20 protein-coding genes and 1 riboswitch are annotated in these 19,884 nt (G+C 68.8%); of the genes, 19 read left to right on the top strand and 1 reads right to left on the bottom strand.

Annotation, left to right across the window (positions count from 1 at the left end):
- The first annotated feature begins 12 nt into the window (after window positions 1-12).
- The 7 genes from I4484_RS14050 to I4484_RS14020 all read left to right on the top strand — a co-directional run bounded on the left by I4484_RS14050 (window position 13) and on the right by I4484_RS14020 (window position 5,965).
- On the top strand, window positions 13-906 hold the full coding sequence (locus tag I4484_RS14050; RefSeq protein WP_197447879.1) for an NAD(+) kinase: 894 nt from the start codon (window positions 13-15) through the stop codon (window positions 904-906).
- A gap of 16 nt (window positions 907-922) precedes the next feature.
- Window positions 923-1,909 (top strand): metallophosphoesterase, encoded by a 987-nt coding sequence (locus I4484_RS14045; RefSeq protein ID WP_197451055.1) that lies wholly within the window; start codon window positions 923-925, stop codon window positions 1,907-1,909.
- Window positions 1,910-2,118: 209 nt separating this feature from the next.
- Window positions 2,119-2,967, top strand: a complete 849-nt coding sequence (locus tag I4484_RS14040) for a rhomboid family intramembrane serine protease (protein WP_197447878.1) — start codon at window positions 2,119-2,121, stop codon at window positions 2,965-2,967.
- 23 nt (window positions 2,968-2,990) lie between these two features.
- On the top strand, window positions 2,991-3,275 hold the full coding sequence (locus I4484_RS14035) for a YeaC family protein (protein WP_197447877.1): 285 nt from the start codon (window positions 2,991-2,993) through the stop codon (window positions 3,273-3,275).
- The gene (locus tag I4484_RS14030) at window positions 3,259-4,122 is read left to right on the top strand and encodes a DUF2797 domain-containing protein (protein ID WP_197447876.1); all 864 of its coding nucleotides are present in this window, start codon (window positions 3,259-3,261) and stop codon (window positions 4,120-4,122) included. Before I4484_RS14035 ends, I4484_RS14030 begins: the two co-directional genes overlap by 17 nt.
- A gap of 57 nt (window positions 4,123-4,179) precedes the next feature.
- The gene (locus I4484_RS14025) at window positions 4,180-5,175 is read left to right on the top strand and encodes a zinc-dependent alcohol dehydrogenase family protein (protein ID WP_197447875.1); all 996 of its coding nucleotides are present in this window, start codon (window positions 4,180-4,182) and stop codon (window positions 5,173-5,175) included.
- A gap of 106 nt (window positions 5,176-5,281) precedes the next feature.
- Window positions 5,282-5,965, top strand: a complete 684-nt coding sequence (locus I4484_RS14020; protein WP_197447874.1) for a glutathione S-transferase family protein — start codon at window positions 5,282-5,284, stop codon at window positions 5,963-5,965.
- A gap of 37 nt (window positions 5,966-6,002) precedes the next feature.
- On the opposite strand, the gene I4484_RS14015 is transcribed toward I4484_RS14020, so the two are convergent.
- Window positions 6,003-7,103, bottom strand: coding sequence for a PA0069 family radical SAM protein (locus I4484_RS14015; RefSeq protein ID WP_234283452.1), 1,101 nt, complete (start codon window positions 7,101-7,103; stop codon window positions 6,003-6,005).
- 79 nt (window positions 7,104-7,182) lie between these two features.
- Between I4484_RS14015 and I4484_RS14010 the strand changes: the two genes are divergently transcribed.
- The 12 genes from I4484_RS14010 (at window position 7,183) to I4484_RS13955 (ending at window position 19,884) form a co-directional block, all read left to right on the top strand.
- Window positions 7,183-9,459, top strand: a complete 2,277-nt coding sequence (locus tag I4484_RS14010) for a cation-translocating P-type ATPase (protein WP_197447872.1) — start codon at window positions 7,183-7,185, stop codon at window positions 9,457-9,459.
- A 55-nt stretch (window positions 9,460-9,514) separates the two neighbouring features.
- Entirely contained in the window at window positions 9,515-10,570 is a 1,056-nt protein-coding gene (gene cobT, locus I4484_RS14005; protein WP_197447871.1) for a nicotinate-nucleotide--dimethylbenzimidazole phosphoribosyltransferase, read from the top strand.
- Window positions 10,567-11,547 carry an adenosylcobinamide-phosphate synthase CbiB gene (gene cbiB, locus I4484_RS14000; protein WP_197447870.1) on the top strand — a complete coding sequence of 327 codons (981 nt, stop codon included), beginning with the start codon at window positions 10,567-10,569 and terminating at the stop codon, window positions 11,545-11,547. Before cobT ends, cbiB begins: the two co-directional genes overlap by 4 nt.
- A 19-nt stretch (window positions 11,548-11,566) precedes the next feature.
- Window positions 11,567-12,688 (top strand): threonine-phosphate decarboxylase CobD, encoded by a 1,122-nt coding sequence (cobD, locus tag I4484_RS13995; RefSeq protein ID WP_234283453.1) that lies wholly within the window; start codon window positions 11,567-11,569, stop codon window positions 12,686-12,688.
- A complete protein-coding gene (locus I4484_RS13990) occupies window positions 12,685-13,245 on the top strand; it encodes a bifunctional adenosylcobinamide kinase/adenosylcobinamide-phosphate guanylyltransferase (RefSeq protein ID WP_197447869.1) in 561 nt (186 codons plus the stop codon). Before cobD ends, I4484_RS13990 begins: the two co-directional genes overlap by 4 nt.
- Window positions 13,242-13,997, top strand: coding sequence for an adenosylcobinamide-GDP ribazoletransferase (gene cobS / locus I4484_RS13985; RefSeq protein WP_197447868.1), 756 nt, complete (start codon window positions 13,242-13,244; stop codon window positions 13,995-13,997). Before I4484_RS13990 ends, cobS begins: the two co-directional genes overlap by 4 nt.
- The gene (locus I4484_RS13980; RefSeq protein ID WP_197447867.1) at window positions 13,949-14,590 is read left to right on the top strand and encodes a histidine phosphatase family protein; all 642 of its coding nucleotides are present in this window, start codon (window positions 13,949-13,951) and stop codon (window positions 14,588-14,590) included. Before cobS ends, I4484_RS13980 begins: the two co-directional genes overlap by 49 nt.
- Window positions 14,542-14,970: a bifunctional adenosylcobinamide kinase/adenosylcobinamide-phosphate guanylyltransferase gene (locus I4484_RS13975; RefSeq protein ID WP_197447866.1), complete on the top strand. Its 429-nt coding sequence runs from the start codon at window positions 14,542-14,544 to the stop codon at window positions 14,968-14,970. Before I4484_RS13980 ends, I4484_RS13975 begins: the two co-directional genes overlap by 49 nt.
- A gap of 52 nt (window positions 14,971-15,022) precedes the next feature.
- A riboswitch (cobalamin riboswitch) is annotated at window positions 15,023-15,253 on the top strand.
- 151 nt (window positions 15,254-15,404) lie between these two features.
- Window positions 15,405-17,213, top strand: a complete 1,809-nt coding sequence (locus tag I4484_RS13970) for a TonB-dependent receptor (RefSeq protein ID WP_197447865.1) — start codon at window positions 15,405-15,407, stop codon at window positions 17,211-17,213.
- A gap of 46 nt (window positions 17,214-17,259) precedes the next feature.
- Complete coding sequence (locus I4484_RS13965; protein WP_197451053.1) at window positions 17,260-18,129, top strand: cobalamin-binding protein; 870 nt, start codon at window positions 17,260-17,262, stop codon at window positions 18,127-18,129.
- Window positions 18,130-18,133: 4 nt separating this feature from the next.
- Window positions 18,134-19,117: an iron ABC transporter permease gene (locus I4484_RS13960; protein WP_197451052.1), complete on the top strand. Its 984-nt coding sequence runs from the start codon at window positions 18,134-18,136 to the stop codon at window positions 19,115-19,117.
- Window positions 19,117-19,884, top strand: a complete 768-nt coding sequence (locus I4484_RS13955) for an ABC transporter ATP-binding protein (protein WP_197447864.1) — start codon at window positions 19,117-19,119, stop codon at window positions 19,882-19,884. The genes I4484_RS13960 and I4484_RS13955 overlap by 1 nt, the downstream gene beginning before the upstream one ends.

Below are 19,884 nucleotides of genomic sequence, written 5' to 3'. Positions count from 1 at the left end.
AGAGAGCAGGGCATGCAGAACGAGCACGACGGGTTCAAGAACATCGGCCTGATCGGCCGCCTGGGCAGTGCCAAGGTGGTCGAGACCTTGAAGCGCCTGCTGCGCTTCCTCGACGCGCGTGGCTTTCACGTCATCGTCGAGGATCGCACCGCCACCGTGCTGCTCGACCACGGCCACCCCGAGGCCAGCCGACGCACCCTCGGCGAACTCTGCGACCTGGTGATCGTGGTGGGCGGTGACGGCAGCCTGCTGGGCGCCGCGCGCACGCTGTGCCACAGCGGCACCCTGGTGCTGGGGGTCAACCGTGGGCGACTGGGCTTTCTCACCGACATTTCACCCGACGAGCTGGAGGAACGCGTCGGCCAGGTGCTGGACGGCCAGTACGAGGTCGAAGAGCGCTTCCTGCTCGATGCCGAGCTGTATCGCGACGGCACCCTGGTCGGCAACGGCGATGCCCTCAACGAAGTCGTGCTGCATCCCGGCAAGGCGGTGCGCATGATCGAGTTCGAGCTGTTCATCGACAGGCAGTTCGTCTGCAGCCAGCGCAGCGACGGCCTGATCATGGCCACGCCCACCGGCTCCACCGCCTATGCGCTGTCGGGCGGCGGCTCGATCATGCATCCCAAGCTGGACGTGATCGAGCTGGTGCCGATGTTCCCGCATACCCTCTCCAGTCGTCCCATCGTCATCGATGCCGCCAGCGAGATCCACGTGCACATCGGCGAGACCAATCAGACTTATCCGCACATCAGCTGCGACGGCCAGACACGCGCCGTGGCCAAGCCGGACGACGTTCTGGTGGTGAAGCGCAAGCCCCAGCGGGTGCAATTGGTGCATCCCCTCGGTCATAACTTCTACGAGGTCCTGCGCAGCAAGCTGGGCTGGAGCAACCGGCTGGGGGATTGACGTGAGGCAGGCGGCAATAGAGGGCTACGACCTGATCGGCGACGTGCACGGCTGCGGGGCGACTCTCGGAGCGCTGCTCGAGAAGCTCGGCTACCACCAGCGCGGCGGCGTCTACCGCCATCCGCGGCGCAAGGCGATCTTCCTCGGTGATCTGATCGACCGAGGCCCGCGGATTCGCCTGGCCGTGTCCATTGCCCGGCGCATGGTGGAGGAGGGCGAGGCCCACATCGTCATGGGCAATCACGAATACAATGCCCTGGCCTACTGCCATCGTGCACCGCGCCAGGGCGGGCGCGAGTGGCTGCGCGACCACTCCCCGCGGCACAATCGCATCATCAAGGAGACGCTCGATCAGTACCGCGACCATCCCACGGAGTGGGACGAGGCCCTGGCGTGGTTCATGGATATTCCGCTGTACCTCGATTTCGATGCGTTCCGAGTGGTTCATGCCTGCTGGGACCAGGAGCTGATCGATGCGCTCGAGCGCGAATGCCCCGGGGGCGTCATCGACGAGCCGTTCCTGCGTCAATCCGTGGAATCGGATACGCTGGCCTATCGGGTGCTCGACCGGTTGACTCGCGGCGTGCACATACCCTTGCCTCAGGGCGTGGAGATCCACTCGGGCGATGGCTTCACCCGGCATAGCTTCCGCGCCCACTTCTGGGCCCGCGAGCCGCGCACCTGGGGTGACGTGATCTTCCAGCCCGACAACCTCCCCGACGACCTGGAGGAGCGGGAACTGGCCGCGAACGAACGCGCCCGCCTGCCTCATTACGGGCTCGATCAGCCGCCGCTGTTCATTGGCCACTACTGGTGCGAGGGCATTCCGGCGCTGCCCACGGCCAACATCGCCTGCCTCGACTACAGCGCGGTGAAATTCGGCCGCCTGGTGGCCTACCGCTGGAGCGGCGAGCGGCGCCTGGATGCCAATCATTTCGTCTGGGTCCGGGTGCCCCAGGAAGAGGCGGCGAGGCCTCGGCCGTGGGAGATCGACTTCGACTGAAAAGGGATACAAAGTTTTACAACTTTTTTTGTCGCCAGCCTGAACTTCCTTTCGGCTCGCCCGTCTGAGTAGGTGTTCCCTTGAATGATCCCTTGCTCTTGTCCGGCGGCCCCCCTTCCGCCGGATTTTTTCTGTGCCCCTCTGGTGGATTTGAGAAAAGCCCCGCCGCAGCGCAAGATGCTCATAACACGTTGGTTCAGGAAGAGTTCATGTACCGCATCATGCTGTTTCCCCACGAAACGGACACCAGCGAACTGCGCCGAGCGCTGTGGGCGCACCGGATCGGACACCGCTTCACCGAGGAGGCAGAAGGGCAGGTGCTGTGGCTCGCCGATCCCGCCCAGCACGATGCGCTGGTTCGACTGCTGACGCGTTGGCAGCGCGGCGAGCGGATCATGCCGGAACGGCGCCGCCGTTCGACGAGTGGGGCTTCTCTTTCCGCAGCTCTGCGTCAAGTGCCGGTCACGACCGCGGCGCTGGGCATTTCGCTGCTGGTCTTCGCCCTGATGGGCGTGCTCGGCGACATTGTGGTGGCCATGCTGACCATCGTGCCGGTCGCCGTCGTGGGTGGTGGACTGGCCTTCGGCAACCTCACCGATGCGCTGGCCTCGGGGCAGGTGTGGCGGCTGCTGTCGCCGGCCTTTCTCCACTTCGGCTGGATGCACCTGATCTTCAACATGATGTGGCTGTGGTACTTTGGCCGCCAGGTCGAGACGCTGCAGGGCAGCGGGCGCATGCTGACGATCCTGCTGGTGGCAGGCGTCGGCGCCAACCTGGCCCAGTACGCCACCGGCACCGTGCTGTTCGGCGGCATGTCGGGTGTCGACTTCGCCCTGCTCGGGTACGTCTGGCTGATGTCGCGCCGGGCGCCGCATAGCGGCTTCTTCGTGCCGCAGATGCTGGTGGTCTTCATGCTCGGCTGGATGGTGTTCACCATGACCGACATGGCCGGAGCGGTCGGCTTCGGCAACGTAGCTAACGAGGCGCACCTGGGGGGGCTGGTCGTGGGGCTTCTGCTGGGGTGGTATTATTCGGGCCGAGCCAGGCGTCTTCACTGAGCCGTCACTTCGAGAGACTTCCCATGAGTGATATGACCTTCGAACGGATGATCCGGCAGATGACGCCGGCCATCTACGAGAGCCTCAAGCAGGCGGTGGCCCTGCGCAAGTGGCCCGATGGGCGCAGGCTGACCGCGGAGCAGACCGAGCTCTGCCTCGAGGCGGTGATTCGCTACGAGCACGAGAACCACGTGCCCGAAGGGCAGCGCGTCGGCTACCTCGATCAGCGTACCTGCGGCAGTGCCAGCAGCGGCACCGACGTGCCGCCCGAACTGGCGGGGCTGGCCCGGGATGCCAGCCGTGATTGAAGGTGGACGGATAGAAGCGGCTCCGGTCGTGCAGGGCTGCCTGAGCAAGATGGCCATCGCGCCCGGGGAGCCGGGCGGGCCGGTCAGGTATACGCTGCGCGCCGGCGAGCATCGCCTGGACCTCAATGCACGCCTGGGCCAGCCGCTCGAGCTGAACTGGACGGGCGCCATCGCCTGCACCCACTGCGGCCGGGCGACCAAGAAGAGCTTCGCCCAAGGCTACTGCTACCCCTGCTTCAAGAAGCTGGCCCAGTGCGATACCTGTATCGTCAAGCCCGAGACCTGCCACTTCGATGCCGGCACCTGCCGCGAGCCCGAGTGGGCCGAGCGCCATTGCTTCCAGCCGCATGTGATCTATCTGGCCAACTCCTCGGGGCTCAAGGTGGGCATCACCCGGGGCACCCAGGTGCCGACGCGTTGGCTCGACCAGGGCGCAATCCAGGCGCTGCCGATCCTGATGGTGGAGACGCGCCAGCAGTCCGGCCTGGTCGAAGTGCTGTTCAAGGAAGAGGTGGCCGACCGCACCAACTGGCGCGCCATGCTCAAGGGCGAGGTGGAGGCGCTCGATCTCGTGGCCGAGCGTGATCGCCTCCTGGCCCGTCTCGACGGTGGGCTAGGCCAGCTGCGTGAGCGTTTCGGTGTCGATACCCTCCGCGTAATCGACGAAGCGCCGGTCTCTTTCGACTACCCGGTGCTGGAGTTCCCGCGCAAGGTCGTTTCGCACAACTTCGACAAGCAGGCGCGGGTGAGCGGTACGCTGCTGGGCCTCAAGGGGCAGTACCTGATCCTCGACTCGGGAGTGATCAACCTGCGCAAGTTCACCGGCTACGAAGTCACTGTGAGCTGAGCGTAGCCGAGAGGCTGCGCTATGCTCCCGTGAGAGACTTCTTCCAAGGGGGCTGCCATGAGCCAGATGCGCGCCATGCGGTTGCATGGCCCGGGCCAGCCGCTGCAGCTGGAGTGGGTGTCCCGGCCTGAGCCCGAGGTGGGTCAGGTGCAGTATCGTGTGCTGGCCTGCGGCGTATGCCGCACCGACCTGCACGTCGTGGACGGCGAGCTCCCTTCGCCGCGACTGCCGCTGGTGCCAGGGCACGAGATCGTCGGCGAGATCACGGCGGTGGGAGAGGGCGTCGGGCCCCTGTCGCCCGGCATGCGTATCGGCGTCCCCTGGCTGGGCTGGACCTGTGGTGAATGCGAGGCCTGTGTGGCCGGCCGTGAAAACCTCTGCGCGCAAGCCCGATTCACCGGTTACACCCTCGATGGCGGCTACGCCGAGTACGGCGTGGCCGATGCCCGCTACTGTTTCCCCCTGGTCGCCGAGGACGCCCAGGCCGCCGCGCCGCTGCTGTGCGCGGGGCTGATCGGCTATCGCACCTGGCGCCTGGCAGGCGGTGAAGAGAACCGCCGCCTGGGGATCTATGGCTTCGGTGCCGCCGCGCATATCCTTGTCCAACTGGCCGTGGCCAGGGGGCAGCGGGTCTATGCCTTCACCCGGCCGGGCGACGACGCGGCCCAGGCCTTCGCGCTGCGGCTCGGTGCGGTATGGGCCGGCGATGCCGACCAGGCGCCGCCCGAGCCGCTCGATGCCGCGCTGCTGTTCGCGCCGGTGGGCGAGCTGGTACCGCTGGCGCTGGCTCAGGTGCGCCCGGGCGGGGCGGTCGTTTCCGGGGGCATTCACATGTCCGATATCCCCGCCTTTCCCTATCGCCTGCTGTGGCAGGAGCGCAGTATCAAATCGGTGGCCAATCTCACCCGCCAGGACGGTGAGGAGTTTCTCGCTCTGGCCCCTACCGTGCCGATACGCACCGAGACCCGCGCCTACCCCCTGGAGCAGGCCAACCAGGCGCTGGCCGACCTGCGCGAGGGCAGGCTGACCGGGGCGGCGGTGCTGATTCCCTGACGTTGCCTCACGGCGGCGAGGGGGCGCGTTGTGGGGGGATCCCTGTGGCAGGAGCGGGCCGTGGCCGGCTATGCTCCCGTTTTGACCCGCTGCGATGAGTATCGCCATGTATCGTCTGCATATCGCCAACAAGAACTACTCCTCATGGTCGCTACGCCCCTGGGTGCTGATGCGTCAGAAGGAGATTCGCTTCGAAGAGGTACTCACTCCCTTCGAAGCCGACTCGAACTGGAGCACCTTTCGAGCCTTCTCGCCCTCGGGGCTGGTGCCCTGTCTGGAGGATGGCGAACGCACCGTCTGGGAGTCACTGGCGATCGTCGAATACCTGGCCGAGCGCTACGCCGGCGTATGGCCCGCCGACGAGGAGGCGCGCACCTGGGCGCGCTGTGCCAGCAGCGAGATGCACGCCGGCTTTTCCCCACTGCGCAGCCTGTGTCCGATGAATTGCGGCGTCAGGGTGAAGCTGCACCACATGCCGGATGCCTTGGCACGCAACCTGGCCCGCCTCGATGAGCTCTGGCAGCAGGGGCTCACCCGTTTCGGAGGGCCTTTCCTGGCAGGTGAGGCCTTCACCGCGGTGGATGCCTTCTTCGCCCCGGTGGCCTTCCGCGTGCAGAGTTTCGGGCTCACGCTCAGTGAGCCTTCAATGGGTTACGTCACGCGGCTGCTGTCGCTGCCTGCCATGCAGCAATGGTACGAGGAGGCGCTGGCCGAGCCTTGGCGAGAGGCGGCGCACGAAGCCGAAGTCCAGCAGCACGGCACCATCATCGAGGATCGACGGCCTGGCTGAGCCTCCGCCTGGCCCGTTTCTCTCTGCGTTGCTCGGCTCATTCGAACAGGTCGCCCTGGGTCCGGGGCGGCCTGAAGGCCGCGGTGTCCAACTGGCGCAAGTCGCGCTTCTCAGGGTCGTTGAGCCCCAGGCGGCGACACGCCTTTTCGAAGCGCTGGGCGATGAGCTGGGCGAAGATCCCCTCGCCGCGCATGCGCTTGCCGAAGCGACTGTCATACTCGGCGCCGCCCCGGCACTGGCGCATCAGGCTCATCACCTTGCCGGCGCGCTGCGGATAATGCGCCTGCAACCACTCATCGAACAGCGGGGCCACCTCTCGCGGCAGGCGCAGCAGCGTCCATCCGGCCGTTTCCGCTCCGGCATCGCGTGCCGCCTCGAGCAGGCGCTCCAGCTCGTGGTCGGTCAAGCCCGGAATGATCGGTGCGACCATGACACCTACCGGGATGCCGGCATCCTTCAAGCGCTCGACGGTACGCAGACGGGCAGCGGGAGAGGCGGTGCGCGGTTCCAGGCTGCGCTTGAGCTCGGTATCCAGACTGGTGAGGCTGATCGCCACCCGGACCAGGCGCCGGCGCGCGAGCTCGGCCAGTAAATCCAAGTCGCGCAGGATCAGGGCGCTCTTGGTGATGATCGAGACCGGATGGCGGCATTCGAGCAGGAAGGCCAATATCTCGCGGGTGGAACCACGCTCCGCTTCCAGTGGCTGATAGCAGTCGGTATTGCCGGACAGGGCGATGGGCCGGCACACGTAGCTGCGCTTGCAGAACTCTTCGCGCAACCGCTCCACCAGGCCGCTCCGGGCGATCAGCCGGGTTTCGAAGTCGAGCCCCGGGGAGAGATCCCAGTAAGCGTGACTGGGCCGGGCGTAGCAGTAGATGCAGCCATGCTCGCAGCCGCGGTAGGGGTTCAGCGAGCGGTCGAAGCCGAGATCCGGCGAATCGTTCCAGGAGAGTGCGCTGCGGGCTCGTTCATTGCTGACCACGGTGGCCAGGCGCGTCGGCATCGCCTCCTGCCACCAGCCGTCGTCTTCCGTTTCACTGCGCGTGGGTGCAAAGCGGTTGTCGGGGTTATAGGTGGCGCCGCGTCCCTTGCGCGGCTGCTGCTGGTCGAACGGCGGCATGGCGGCGACCTCGTTCATGTATTTATATACAGTATATCGGCTCATTCATGCAGCGCCAACGCTGGATAAATGGTCGCGGACCGTTACGCTGGTGAGCATGACGCCGACTTCCGACAGCCCCACCACCCGCCGGGCCGAAGCCCTGTATTCGGTGCAGGGGCTCTGGTGCACCAGCTGCGCACTGGCCGTCGAGGCCCAATTGAAGCGGCTGCCCGGGATTGGCGCCGCCAGCGTGCACTACCCCAGCGCTACCCTGCTGGTGGAAGGTGAACCGGAGGCCCTCGACGAGCCCTGGCTGGCGGCTGCCGTGCGCCGTCTCGGCTACCGCCTCGGTCCCCCCGAGGCGGTCGCCGATGCCGAAGCGCGGCTCGACGCCGAGAGCCGCTATCTCACCCTGCGGCTGCTGATGGCCGTGGCCTTCGGCATGTGGACCATGCTCGCTTCGCTATTGATCTATGTCGGCGCCATGCCCAGCCCGCGACTGGAACTGGTCATGGCCTGGGTGTCCGGCGCCTTTGCGTTGCCGGTGGTCAGCTACGTGGCCTTTCCGTTCTACCGCGCCGGCTGGCGCACGGCCCGCGCACGGCGCCCCGGCATGGATGCACTGGTGTCGCTGGGCGCGCTGACGGCGGTCGGCGTCTCGCTGTGGCTGCTGTCGCGCGGCTCGGCGGAGGTCTACTTCGATACCGCCGTGATGCTGGTCACCCTGCTGCTGGTCGGGCGGCTGGTGGAAACGCTATGTCGCCACCGCGGGTTGCGTGCCTTGCAGGCGCTACATCAACCTCCCGCCGAAGTGCAGCGCTGGGGGCGCAATGGCTGGCAGCCTTGCCCACTGGCAGCGGTGGCGGTGGGGGAGCGGCTGCGCATCGAACGCGGCGAGACGCTGCCCCTGGACGGCATCCTGCAAGACGACGAGGCCCTGCTCGACCTGGCGCCGCTGACCGGCGAGAGCGCGCCGCGCCGCTGCCTGCCGGGCGATGCCGTGGCGGCCGGCTGCCGTAACTTGGGCGCTGCCCTGGTGCTCGAGGTCAGCGCCGCGATGGGCGAGTGTCGTCTGGACCGGCTGCGCGAGCAGATGTGGTGGCAGCAGGCCCGCAAGGGCGAGCTGCAGCGTCTGGCCGACCGTTTCGCCGGCTGGCTCAGCCCCCTGGCGGTGGTGCTGGCGTTGCTTACCCTGGTGGCGACCTGGCTGGCCGGCGTGCCGACCGAGGAGTCCTGGGTGAGGGCGCTATCGGTGCTGGTGGTGGCCTGCCCCTGCGCCGTAGGGCTGGCGATTCCCCTGGCCGGCCTGGCGGGTAGCAGCCAGGCGCTGGAGCGCGGTGTGGTGATGCGCGACCCGGGGGCCTTCGAGACCCTGGCACGAATCCGCAGCGCCGCCTTCGACAAGACCGGCACCCTCACCGCCGGTGAGCCGCAGGTGCAGGCCATGCACACGGTGGCCGGCCTGCCTGACGCGGAGCTGCTGGCGCTGGCTTCGGTAGCCGCACGCGGCAGCGAGCACCCGTTGGCGCGCGCCGTGCGTCGCTATGTTCAAGATGTGCAAGATATTCAAGATGCCCGAGGGGCCCAGGATGCCGGGGCGGGCGGGGAACTCGAGGTCGTGCAGGCCGAGGAGGTCGGCGGACGGGGGCGCCGGGTCTCACTTGGCGACGGACGCGAGCTGCTGCTGGGCAGCCGTGCCTGGCTCGCCGCGCAGGGCGTTGCCACCGAGCAGGCCGCCGACTCGGGAGAGAGCGAAGTGCTGCTGGCCTGCGACGGTACAGTGCTGGCCCGTTTCACCCTGGGCGAGACGGCCCTGCCCGGTACCGCCGAGACGCTGGCCGAGCTGCGCCGTCACGGCCTCGCCCTGGCGCTGATCAGCGGCGACCGGGCGCCGGCGGTGAGGCGGCTGGCGGATGCCGTGGGCATGAAAGCGGAGGAGTGCTATGCCGGGCGCAGCCCCGAGGCCAAGGCCAAGCTGCTGGCGGCCATGCCGCAGCCGTCGCTCTACGTCGGCGACGGGCTCAACGACGTGGTGGGGCTGGCCACCGCCAGCGTCGGCGTGGCGCCGCTGGGCGCCAACAGCACGGTGCAGGAGGGAGCCAGCGTGGCGCTGCTGAAGCCCGGCGTCGGCGGTGTCGAGGTGGCCTGGCGCCTGGCGCGCCGCACCCGTCGGGTGATGCGCCAGAACCTGGTGCTTTCGGGTGTCTACAACCTGCTGGCCCTGGGGCTGGCGGTGGCCATGCCGATTCCGCCCCTGGTGGCGGTACTGGCCATGGTGGCCAGCTCGCTCAGCGTGGTGGCGAATTCGGCGCGCCTGGCGTGGGGCGAAGACGAGGCGTGCGGGGCGGGAGAGGATGGCCAGCTGACGGAGAGGCTCGCTGCGGCGCCGTGACAGACCGAGCCAGGCTGTTAAGATGGCGGCTGCCCAACCCCATCAGGATACGCTCATGCTCGCCGATTCCCTGGCCGCCATCGTACCGGTCGATGACGCTCTCGCCCCCGCCGTGCAGACACGCCTCGACAACCTCACCAAGCCGCCCGGCAGCCTGGGTCGTCTCGAATCGCTGGCCATCCAGCTTGCCTGCCTGAGCGGCAGTGCTGCGCCTGCGGTGAGCCCGCCCGGGGTGATCGTCTTCGCTGCCGACCATGGCGTGGCCGAGGAGGGTGTGTCGGCCTTTCCTCAGGAGGTCACCGCACAGATGGTGGCCAATTTCGCCGCTGGCGGTGCCGCCATCAACGTCTTTGCCCGGCAGGTCGCGGCTCGGCTCGAGGTCGTCGATGTCGGCGTGAAGGGGGCGGTCGAGGGCGACGGTGTGATCATCGACAAGGTGCGCCCGGGTACCGCCAACTTCGCCCGAGAGGATGCCATGAGTCTTACCGAGGCCGAGCGCGCCATCGAGGTGGGAGTCCGCGCCGCCGGGCGCAGCTTCGCCGCCGGCTGTCGCTGCCTGATCGTGGGCGAGATGGGCATTGCCAACACCACCGCCAGCAGCGCCTTGCTGGCGGCGCTGAGCGGCCGGCCGGCGAGTCGCCTGGTCGGCCAGGGCACGGGTATCGCTCCCGCGCGGCTGGCCCACAAGGCCGAGGTGATCGAAGGCGCGTTGGCGGCCCGCGGCGTGGATCCCTCTCGGCCGCTCGAACTGTTGGCCAAGCTCGGCGGGTTGGAGATCGCCGCCATGGCCGGCGCCTACCTGGGTGCGGCGGCCCGGCGCATGCCGATCCTGGTCGACGGCTTCATCGCCACGGTGGCCGCGCTGGTGGCCTGCCGGCTGGCGCCTGCACTACGCGGCTACCTTATCTTCGGCCATCGCTCCTGCGAGCCGGGCCACGACGTGGCGCTGGAACTGCTCGATGCCGAGCCGCTGCTCGATCTGCAACTGCGACTGGGCGAGGGGACCGGGGCCGCTCTGGCGTTTCCGCTATTGGAGGCCGCCTGCCGCATGCTGAGCGAGATGGCCACCTTCGATTCGGCCGGTGTGGCCTCCGGTGACAAGGCTAAATGAGCGTCGAGCCCCTGAGCCTGGCCCTGCTGGCGCTGCTGCTGGGGGCCATTGCGCTGGATCTGCTGATCGGCGACCCGCGCTGGCTTCCGCACCCGGTGGCCGCCATGGGGCGGCTGATCGAGGTGCTCGAGCGCCGCTGGAACCGCGGCGCTCACCGGAATCGTCGGCTGAAGGGCTTTCTGCTCACCGGCTGCGTGGTGGTGCTGGTCTATGCGCTGGCCTGGAGCGTGCTGACGCTGCTCGCCTGGCTGCATCCCTGGCTGGGGCTCATCGGCGAATTGCTGCTGCTGGCCAGTGCGCTGGCGATCAAGGGCCTGCGCGATGCCGCCTGCGCGGTGGCCGGCCCGTTGGCCCAAGGTGACCTCGACGCCGCGCGCCGTACGGTGTCGATGATCGTCGGGCGCGATACCGAGGCCCTCGACGAGGCGGGGATCACCCGGGCCACGGTGGAAACCGTGGCCGAGAACACGGTCGACGGCATCACCGCGCCGCTGTTCTGGGCGCTGCTCGGCGGGGCGCCCCTGGCGCTGGCCTACAAGGCAGTGAACACGCTGGACTCCATGGTCGGCCATCGCAGCGAGCGCTACGCCGACTTCGGCTACGCCTCGGCCAAGCTCGACGACCTGGCCAACTGGGTGCCGGCGCGACTGACCGCGCTGGCCATGTGGCTGGCCGCCCTGGCGCTGCCAGGGACACGCGGGCGAGGGGCGCTGGCCGGCACCCGGCGCGATGCGCCGCGCCACCCCAGCCCCAACGCCGGCTGGCCCGAGGCGATGATGGCGTACCTGCTCGGCGTGCAGCTCGGCGGCGTCAATCATTACGCTGGGCAGGTGTCGGAGCGGGCCCTAATGGGCGAGCCCCACGAGCCGCTGCGAGTCGCCCATATCGAGCGCGCCATATGCCATATGCACGGTGCCTGGAGCGCCTTCTTCCTGCTGATGGTGATGTTCGTGCTGGCGGGAAGGGGGCTCATGTGAAGAGGCAATGAGCGATGCCATGAGCAATGCGAACGAGAACATGAACGACTGGCCAAGCCACGGCGGGCGTCCGGAGCAGCTATTGCCGCGGTTCGGCCTCGCCGGCGACAGTGAGGTCATCGACTTCAGTGCCAATCTCAATCCGCTGGGGCCGCCCTCGTGGCTACCGGAGCGGCTTGCCGCCAGCGTGGCGGAGCTCGCCCGCTATCCCGACCCCGACTATCGCGAGGCGCGAGAAGCCATCGCGCACGCCGAAGGGCTCGGGCCCGAGCAGGTAAGGCTCACCAACGGCGGTGCCGAGGCGATCTTCCTCGCCGCGGCGCTGCTGGCCAGGCGCGGCGTGAGCCGGGTCGCCATCGTGCAGCCCACCTTCGGCGAGTACGAGCGGGCCTGTCGTCACTACGGCATCGCCGTGGAGCCTCTCGCCCTGACGGGGGAGCGTTTCATGCTGGACGAGGCGCGTGCCGCTGGGGCCATGCGCGATGCCGGCGCGCTGTTCCTGTGTCGCCCCAACAACCCCACCGGCACGCTGATCGAGTGCGGGATCATCGAGCGCCTGCTGGCGACAGGCCAGCGCCACGGCGCCATGCTGGTGGTAGACGAGGCCTTCGTCGATTTCGCCACGCCGGACGAGCGGCTCACGCCGCTGCTGGCTCGCTTCGACAACCTGCTGCTGCTGCGCTCGATGACCAAGCTGTATGCCATTCCCGGCCTGCGGCTGGGCTATCTGCTGGGCTCGGCCGCCGCGGTAAACGCTATTGCCGAGTTGCAGCCGCCGTGGAGCGTCAACGCCCTGGCGGCGGGGCTGGTCGCGCCGCTGTTGGCGGACCGGGACTATCTGGCGCGAACCCGCGCCTGGCTCGACGCCGAGCGCCCCTGGCTACAGGGCGAGCTCGCGTCGCTGGGGCTCGACATCGTGCCGTCCCACGCCAACTTCCTGTTGTTCAGGGATGCTTGGCTTCAGGAGGCTCGCGGCGGGTCGATGCCGGCGCTGCTGGAACACCTGGCGCGCGGTGGCATTCTCGTCCGTCATACCCACCGTTTCATCGGCCTCGAGGGCGCCTGGCTGCGGGTGGCGGTGCGCTCGCGGCCGGAGAACCGGGCGCTGGTCGAGGCCATCGCGCGTTGGAGACATCCATGATCGCCTTCATCAGCGGCGGGGCGCGCTCCGGCAAGAGCACCCATGCCGAAGCCCTGGCGCGGCGCTGGCAGGCCGAGCGGGGCGGGGCCCGCTACTACCTGGCGACCGCCAGGAGCGGCAGCGACGGCGAGTGGCAGGCCCGCATCGGCCGCCATCGGCAAGCCCGGGGCGAGGGCTGGATCACCCTGGAGGAGCCGGTGGATCTGGTCGCCGCCCTCGAGTGGGTGGCGCCCGGCAGCACGCTGTTGCTCGACTGCCTGACCCTGTGGGCCAGCCAACTGCTCTATGCAAGCGAGTATGCCGGCGAACTCGACGAGGCGCGGGGCATCGCCATGCTCGAGCGCCTGCTGGCCGAGGCCCGGCGACGCGACGTGGCGCTGGTGATCGTCTCCAACGACGTCAACGAGGGCATGCCCCCCGAGGACGCCGAGGTGTGGCGCTACCTGGCCTTCCTGCAGCGGGCTCACCGCCTGGTGGCGAAGGAGGCGGACGAGGTGATCCAGGTGATGGCCGGGTTGCCGCAGGTGTGGAAACGCCGTGGTGGGGAGCGCTCATGAAAGACGCCGCCTTTGGCCTGGTGCTGGCGCTGCAGTTCCTCACCCGCCTGCCGCTGCCGTTCGCCTGCCCCTGGACGCCGGCCACCCGGCGCTGGGCGGTGCGCTGCTATCCGCTGGTGGGCGTGCTGCTCGGCGGCCTGCTGGCGGCGGCGGCCGCGCTGCTCGAGAACCTGCTACCCGCGCTGCTGCTGGCGCTGGCCCTGCTCACGCTGTGGGTGGCGCTCTCCGGCGGGCTGCACCTGGACGGCCTGATGGACGTGGCCGACGCCCTGGGCAGCAACGCGCCGCTGGAGCGCAAGTGGGAGATCATGAAGGATCCCCATGTGGGCAGCTTCGGCATCCTGGCGCTGGTGTTCCTGCTGCTGTGGAAGGCTGCGCTGCTGTTCGTGCTGCTCGACGCCGGCGCCGGCCTGCTGCTGCTGATAGTGCTGGGGCTGGGCCGCCTGGCAGCCGTGGCGCTGCTGGTGGTGGCCCCGGCGGCACGGCGCGAGGGCATGGCCGCCAGCTGGAAGCGCGACCTTTCACTGCGCGATCTCTGGCTCGCGGCGCTGCCGCTGCTGCCGCTGGCCGTGCTGGTGTCGGGCGGGGCGTGGCTGTGCCTTGCACTGGCGCCGTTCCTGATGCTCTATGCCTGGGGCATGCTGCGCGCCTTCAAGGGCATCAACGGCGACATCGTCGGAACCGCAATCGAGGGAGGAGAGCTATGGCTGCTGCTGGTCGCCTGGAGCTGGTGGTCGTTCGTCACGGGGTGACGCAGTGGAACCGCGAGCATCGCTACCAGGGGCAGCGCGACATCCCGCTGCTGCTGCCCGACGCCCTGCCGGGCCTCGACCGGCTGCGCGAGGCGCTGGCGGAGCAGAGCTTCGATGCCGTGCACTGCAGCGACCTGACTCGCTGTCGGCAGACCCTGGCGCACGTGATCGAAGGGCGCGAGCAGGCCTGGTCGATGCACTTCGATGCGCGCCTGCGTGAGCTCGACTTCGGCGACTACGAGGGGCGCACCTATGATGAGCTGAAGTCGCAGCCCTTCTATCGCGCCTGGATCGACAGCGAAGGCCAGCAGCCGCCGCCCGGCGGCGAGTCCACCGCCGAGCTGCGCCAGCGGCTCGACGACTGGTTCGCCGATCTCGTGAACGGCTGCTCGCCGCACAGCCACCATCGCGCGCTGGTGGTCTGCCATGGCGGCGTGATTCGAGAGCTGCGCCGCCGCTTCGAGGACATCGGCTTCTGGGAGGGCGGCGTCGTTCAGGCCGAGGGGCGGCGATTCACCTTCACTCATGACGGGGAGCGCTGGCAATGCAACTCTTCATCGGCGGTACCTGCGCCGGCAAGCGCGGCGTCGTAAGGCAGCGCTTCGAGGAGCCCCGCTGGCACTCCGCCCATGCGGGAGGCCGGCTCGAGGCGTGGCCATCGGTGGCCGACACCTCATGCCTGGTGCTGGAGGGCTGGGAACGCTGGATCGGCGAGCGGCTCGACGCCGAGCCCGACGACGACCGGCTGCGTCAGGCCATGGCGCGGGAGCTCGATGCGCTGCGGGACTGGGAAGTCGCGCAGGGCGGCCAGGCCGTGCTGATCGTGGTGGAAATGGGCCGCGCCGTCGTGCCCCTCGGCCGCGAGAACAGGCGCCTGCGCGACCTCAACGGCTGGCTCGCCCAGGACGCCACGGCTCGCTGCGAGCGGGTGTGGTACGTATGGAATGGCCTGGTGAAAGGGCTAACTCGTTGATCCATATCAGCCAGAGCGCAACGATGCGTTGACGCCCGGCGCTACGGTTGCTAGCTTACGCCCACTCTCAGGTGCCTCATTGTCATTTCGAGGTTAAACGGGAAGTCGGTGGTCCTCTTCAGGTTTGAAGAAGGCGCATTCCGACGCTGCCCCCGCAACGGTGATCGAGTGTGGGTCCATCATCGCGCCACTGTGCTCAAGCATGGGAAGGCGATGGGCCCGAAGCGTGCCGTCGACGCTTCGCTCGTCAGCCCGGAGACCGGCCTGAGAGCGGGAAAGCTCGACAAATCGTTCGGCTCTCCCTTCATGCCGGGTTGCGGTGGGTAACCTCGAGGCAGGGCAGACGCCTCACTTCTCTCCCTTTCTCGACTCCCATGCCGCCCGGCTTCGCAAAGAAGACCGTGCGGGTAGGCACGGCGAGCAAGGGAATCAGAATGAAAACCAAGCATCATCTGGCCGCCTTTGGCCTGGCCGCGCTTCCGCTGGCCGTTCAGGCTCAAGATCCGACCGGCGAGAGCGCCGATGCCGTGGCGCTCAATCCGCTGGTGGTCACCGCCACCCTGGCGCCGCGCACCGCCGACGAGAGTCTCTCCTCCGTGACCGTGCTCGACGAGGCCACCCTGCGCCGGCAGGATCCCACCAGCGTGACCGATCTGCTGCGAGGGCAGCCGGGGGTCGACGTCAACGACCGCGGATCATTCGGCAAGGCGAGCAGTATCTACCTGCGCGGTACCGGCAGTGAATCGACCGTGCTGATGATCGACGGCATCCGCCTGCGCTCCGCCACCGCCGGAGGCGCGGCCTGGCACTATCTCGACCCGCGCATGTTCCAGCGCGCCGAGATCGTGCGTGGCCCGCGCGGCAGCCTGTACGGTGCCGATGCCGTGGGCGGCGTGGTTCAGCTCTTCACCCATGAGGCGCAGGAGGGAGGACCGCACCCGCGCATCTCCGCAGGTGGTGGTTCCTTCGACACCCAGCGCTACAGCGCCGGGCTTTCCGGCAGCAGCGGCGGCACCCGCTACAGCTTCGCCGGCAGCCGTTTCACGACCGACGGCACCCCGCTGCGCCGCGATGGTGAGGACAAGGGCTACGACAACACCTCGGCGCTGGCACGCCTGGCGCATACCTTCGATGGGGGGGGGGAGGTGGGCATGCTGGCCCTGCGTGCTCGAGGCGGCAACGCTTTCGTCGACGGCGAGAGCGACTTCGTGCAGCAGGTGGCAGGCATCTATGGCGAACTGCCTGTGACCGAGCGGTGGACCAGCCGACTGACATTGAGTGAAGCTCGCGATGAGCTCGACACCTTCAATACCGACTTCCCTTCGCTCATCGAGACCCGGACCCAGACCGCCCGCTGGCAGAATACCCTGAGTTTCGGCATGCATGAGTTGATCGCCGGCGTGGAGCATAGCGAAGACAAGGTATCGGGCACCACGGATTTTGCCGTCTCCAGCCGTGACAACAGCGCCGTCTTCACCCAGGGTCTGCTCGATTTCTCGCCCTTCGCCGTACAGGCCGGGCTGCGTTACGACGATAACGAAGCCTATGGCGACGAGGTCACCGGCAGCCTGGCACTGGGCTATGATCTGGATGATGCTCATACCCTGCGAGCCAGCTACGGTACTGCCTTTCGCGCGCCGACGTTCAACGACCTGTACTGGCCGAACTCCGGCAACCCCGAGCTCAATCCGGAAACCTCCGAAACCATCGAAGTGGGTGTGCGCGGCCAATATCGGCAATGGTTCTGGGATTTGGCGGCCTATCGCACCGAACTCGACGACATGATCGCCTGGGCACCGACCCCGAGCGGGCTCTGGGCGCCGCAGAACATTGCCGAGGCACGGATCCGCGGCGTCGAACTGTCGAGTGGCGTCGAACTCGGGGATTGGACGCTGGCTACGGCACTGACATGGACCGATCCGGAGAATCGTAGCGGTGCCGATGCCGGCAATCGTATCCAGCGTCGCGCCAGCCAGAGCGCCCGCTTCGACGTGGACCGCGAGCTGGGCGACTGGTCCTTGGGCGGGTCCTGGATCCTGCAAGGCGATCGCTACGACGATGCGGCCAACCAGGATCGTATCGGCGGCTTCGGGCTGGTCAACCTGCGTGCCGGCTGGGAGTTTGCCCCGCTGTGGTCGGCCCGCCTGACGCTGGAGAACGCGCTGGACAAGGAGTACGAGACCGCACGTGACTATCCCAACGCCGGCCGCGCGGCCTTCGTCAGTGTTCACTTCGGCCAGTAGCGGCCGCTTCGGCGGGGCCCTTGGCCCCGCTGCTGTTTCCGCTGCCTTGCTGGCGCTGGCCCTGCTGGGGCCGGTGGCCGGCGAGGTACGCGCCGCTTCGCTGTGCGCCATCGACGACCGCGACCGCGAGGTGTGCCTTTCGGCCCCGGCAGAGCGCATCGCCGCGCTTTCGCCGGGCGCGACCGAGCTGGTCTATGCCGCGGGGGCGGGAGAGAAGGTGGTGGCGGTGGTGGCCTACAGTGACTATCCGCCCGAGGCTCAGGCGGTCACCTCGGTGGGCAGCCACACGCGTATGGACCTGGAGACCCTCGTTTCGCTGCGCCCCGACCTGGTGATCGGCTGGGTCACCGGCAACCCGCCCGAGCAGCTCGAGACCATTGAGGCGCTGGGCATGCCGGTGTTCTACATCGAGCCGCGGGACTTCGAGGGCGTGTCCCACGCCATCGAGCGGCTGGCGCGGCTCGCCGACACCCGCGAGGCGGGTGACCGCGAGGCCGCCGAGTTCCGCGATGGCATGGCGGCACTCGCCGAGCGCTACGCCGAGGCCGAGCCGATTTCGGTGTTCTACCAGGTGTGGGACGAGCCGCTGATGACCATCAACGACGACCACCTGATCGGCAAGGTGCTGACCCTGTGCGGCGGGGTCAACGTCTTCGGCGAGCTGTCGCGGCTGGTGCCGCGCATCGACGACGAGTCGGTGCTGGCCGCCGACCCCGAGGCGATCCTGGCCGGTGGCATGGGCGAGGAGAACCGGGAGTGGCTGGCTCACTGGGAGCAGTACCCCGACCTGGCCGCGGTGGAGCGCGGCAATCTCTACTTCGTGCCGCCGTCGCTGATCCAGCGCCCCACGCCGAGGCTGCTGGAGGGCAGCCGGCTGTTTTGCGAGAAGCTCGACCGTGCCCGTGACAAGCGCTGACGCCATGCGCATGCCGCGCCGACGCTCGCTGTGGCTGCCGCTGGGGACGCTGGCCCTGCTGGGGCTGGCGGCGCTGCTGGTGTCGGTCACGTGGGGCAGCGCCGCGCTCACCCTTGGCGATGTGTGGGCGGTAGTCCGGGGCGAGGGCAGCCCCCTGGCGCGCACGCTGATCCTCGAGCTGCGCATTCCGCGTTCGCTCTCGGCCTTCGCCGTGGGCGGGCTGCTCGCCGTCGCCGGCGCCCTGATGCAGGTGCTGCTGCGCAACCCGCTCGCCGACCCCTACGTGCTGGGCCTCTCCGGCGGCGCTTCGGTGGGGGCGCTGGCGGCGATGTTGACGGGGCTCGGCGGAGCGGTGATCACCGGCTCCGCCTTCCTTGGCGCCTTTCTCTCCACCCTGCTGGTGTTCGGCCTGGCCCACGGCACCGGCAGCTGGACGCCCTCGCGGCTGCTGCTCACCGGCGTGGTGGTCGCCGCCGGCTGGGGCGCGGTGATCACCCTGATGCTGGCGATAAGCCCCGCCGAGCGCCTGCCCGGCATGCTCTACTGGCTGATGGGCGATCTCTCCTATGCACGCACGCCCTGGCCGCCGCTGGCGCTGCTGCTGCTCATCTGCCTGCTGCTGGTGCCGCTGGGGCGCAGCCTCAACGTCATGGCCCGCGGCCCTCTGCAGGCGGCGGCACTTGGGGTCAACGTGCGCCCGCTGGAGTGGACGATCTACCTCGTCGCCAGCGTACTTACCGCCACCGCCGTGACTACTGCCGGCAGCATCGGCTTCGTTGGCCTGGTGGTGCCCCACATGCTGCGCCTGGTGCTGGGCAACGACCAGCGCTTGATCCTGCCGGCCTGTGCCCTGGCCGGCGGCTCCCTGCTGGTGCTGGCCGATACCCTGGCGCGCACCATGATCGCCCCGGAGCAGCTGCCGGTGGGGGTGATCACCGCGCTGCTCGGCGTGCCCACCTTCCTCTTCCTGCTGTACCGGAGCCGCTGATGAACCGCCTCGAGACTCAAGAGCTGGTGATCGACGTGCCGGGGCGGCATGACGGCCAAGCGCTCACGCTCAGCGTCGAGCCGGGGCAGGTGTGGGGCGTGCTCGGCCCCAACGGCGCCGGCAAGACCACGCTGCTGCATACCCTGGCCGGGCTGCGTGCGCCGCGGGCCGGGCAGGTACTGATCGACGGCCGCCCGCTGGCGGCGCTGGGCCGACGGCAGGTGGCGCAGACGCTGGGCCTGGTGTTCCAGGAACGCCACGACGGCTTTCCCGCCACGGTGCGCGAGACCGCGCTGATCGGCCGCCACCCCTGGCTCTCGGCGTGGCAGATGGAGGGCGGCGAGGACCTGCGCCTTGCCGAGGCGGCCCTCGAGCGCCTTGAGGTCGACCACCTGGCCGAGCGCCTGGTGAGCACGCTCTCGGGCGGCGAGCGCCAGCGCCTGGCCGTCGCCACGGTGCTGACCCAGGCGCCGCGGATCTGGCTCGCCGACGAGCCCACCAATCATCTTGACCTGCACCACCAGAGCGCCGTGATGGCGCTGCTCACCGAGCAGGCCGCCGAGGGCCGCGCGGTGATGATGTGCCTGCACGACCTCAACCTGGCGGCGCGCTGGTGCGATCATCTGCTGCTGCTCTATCCCGACGGCGAGGCGTGCTGGGGGGCGGCCGAGCGCCTGCTGGTGCCCGCCGCCCTGGAGCGGCTCTACGGCCAGCGCCTGGCCACCGCCGAAATCGACGGCGCCCCCGTTTTCGTTCCCGTGAGGTGA

Source organism: Halomonas sp. SS10-MC5 (assembly GCF_015992245.1).
GTDB classification, from domain to species: Bacteria; Pseudomonadota; Gammaproteobacteria; order Pseudomonadales; family Halomonadaceae; genus Halomonas; species Halomonas sulfidoxydans.
Note: the sequence above shows the minus strand (reverse complement) of the source record. Positions and strands in the feature narration are given on the sequence as shown.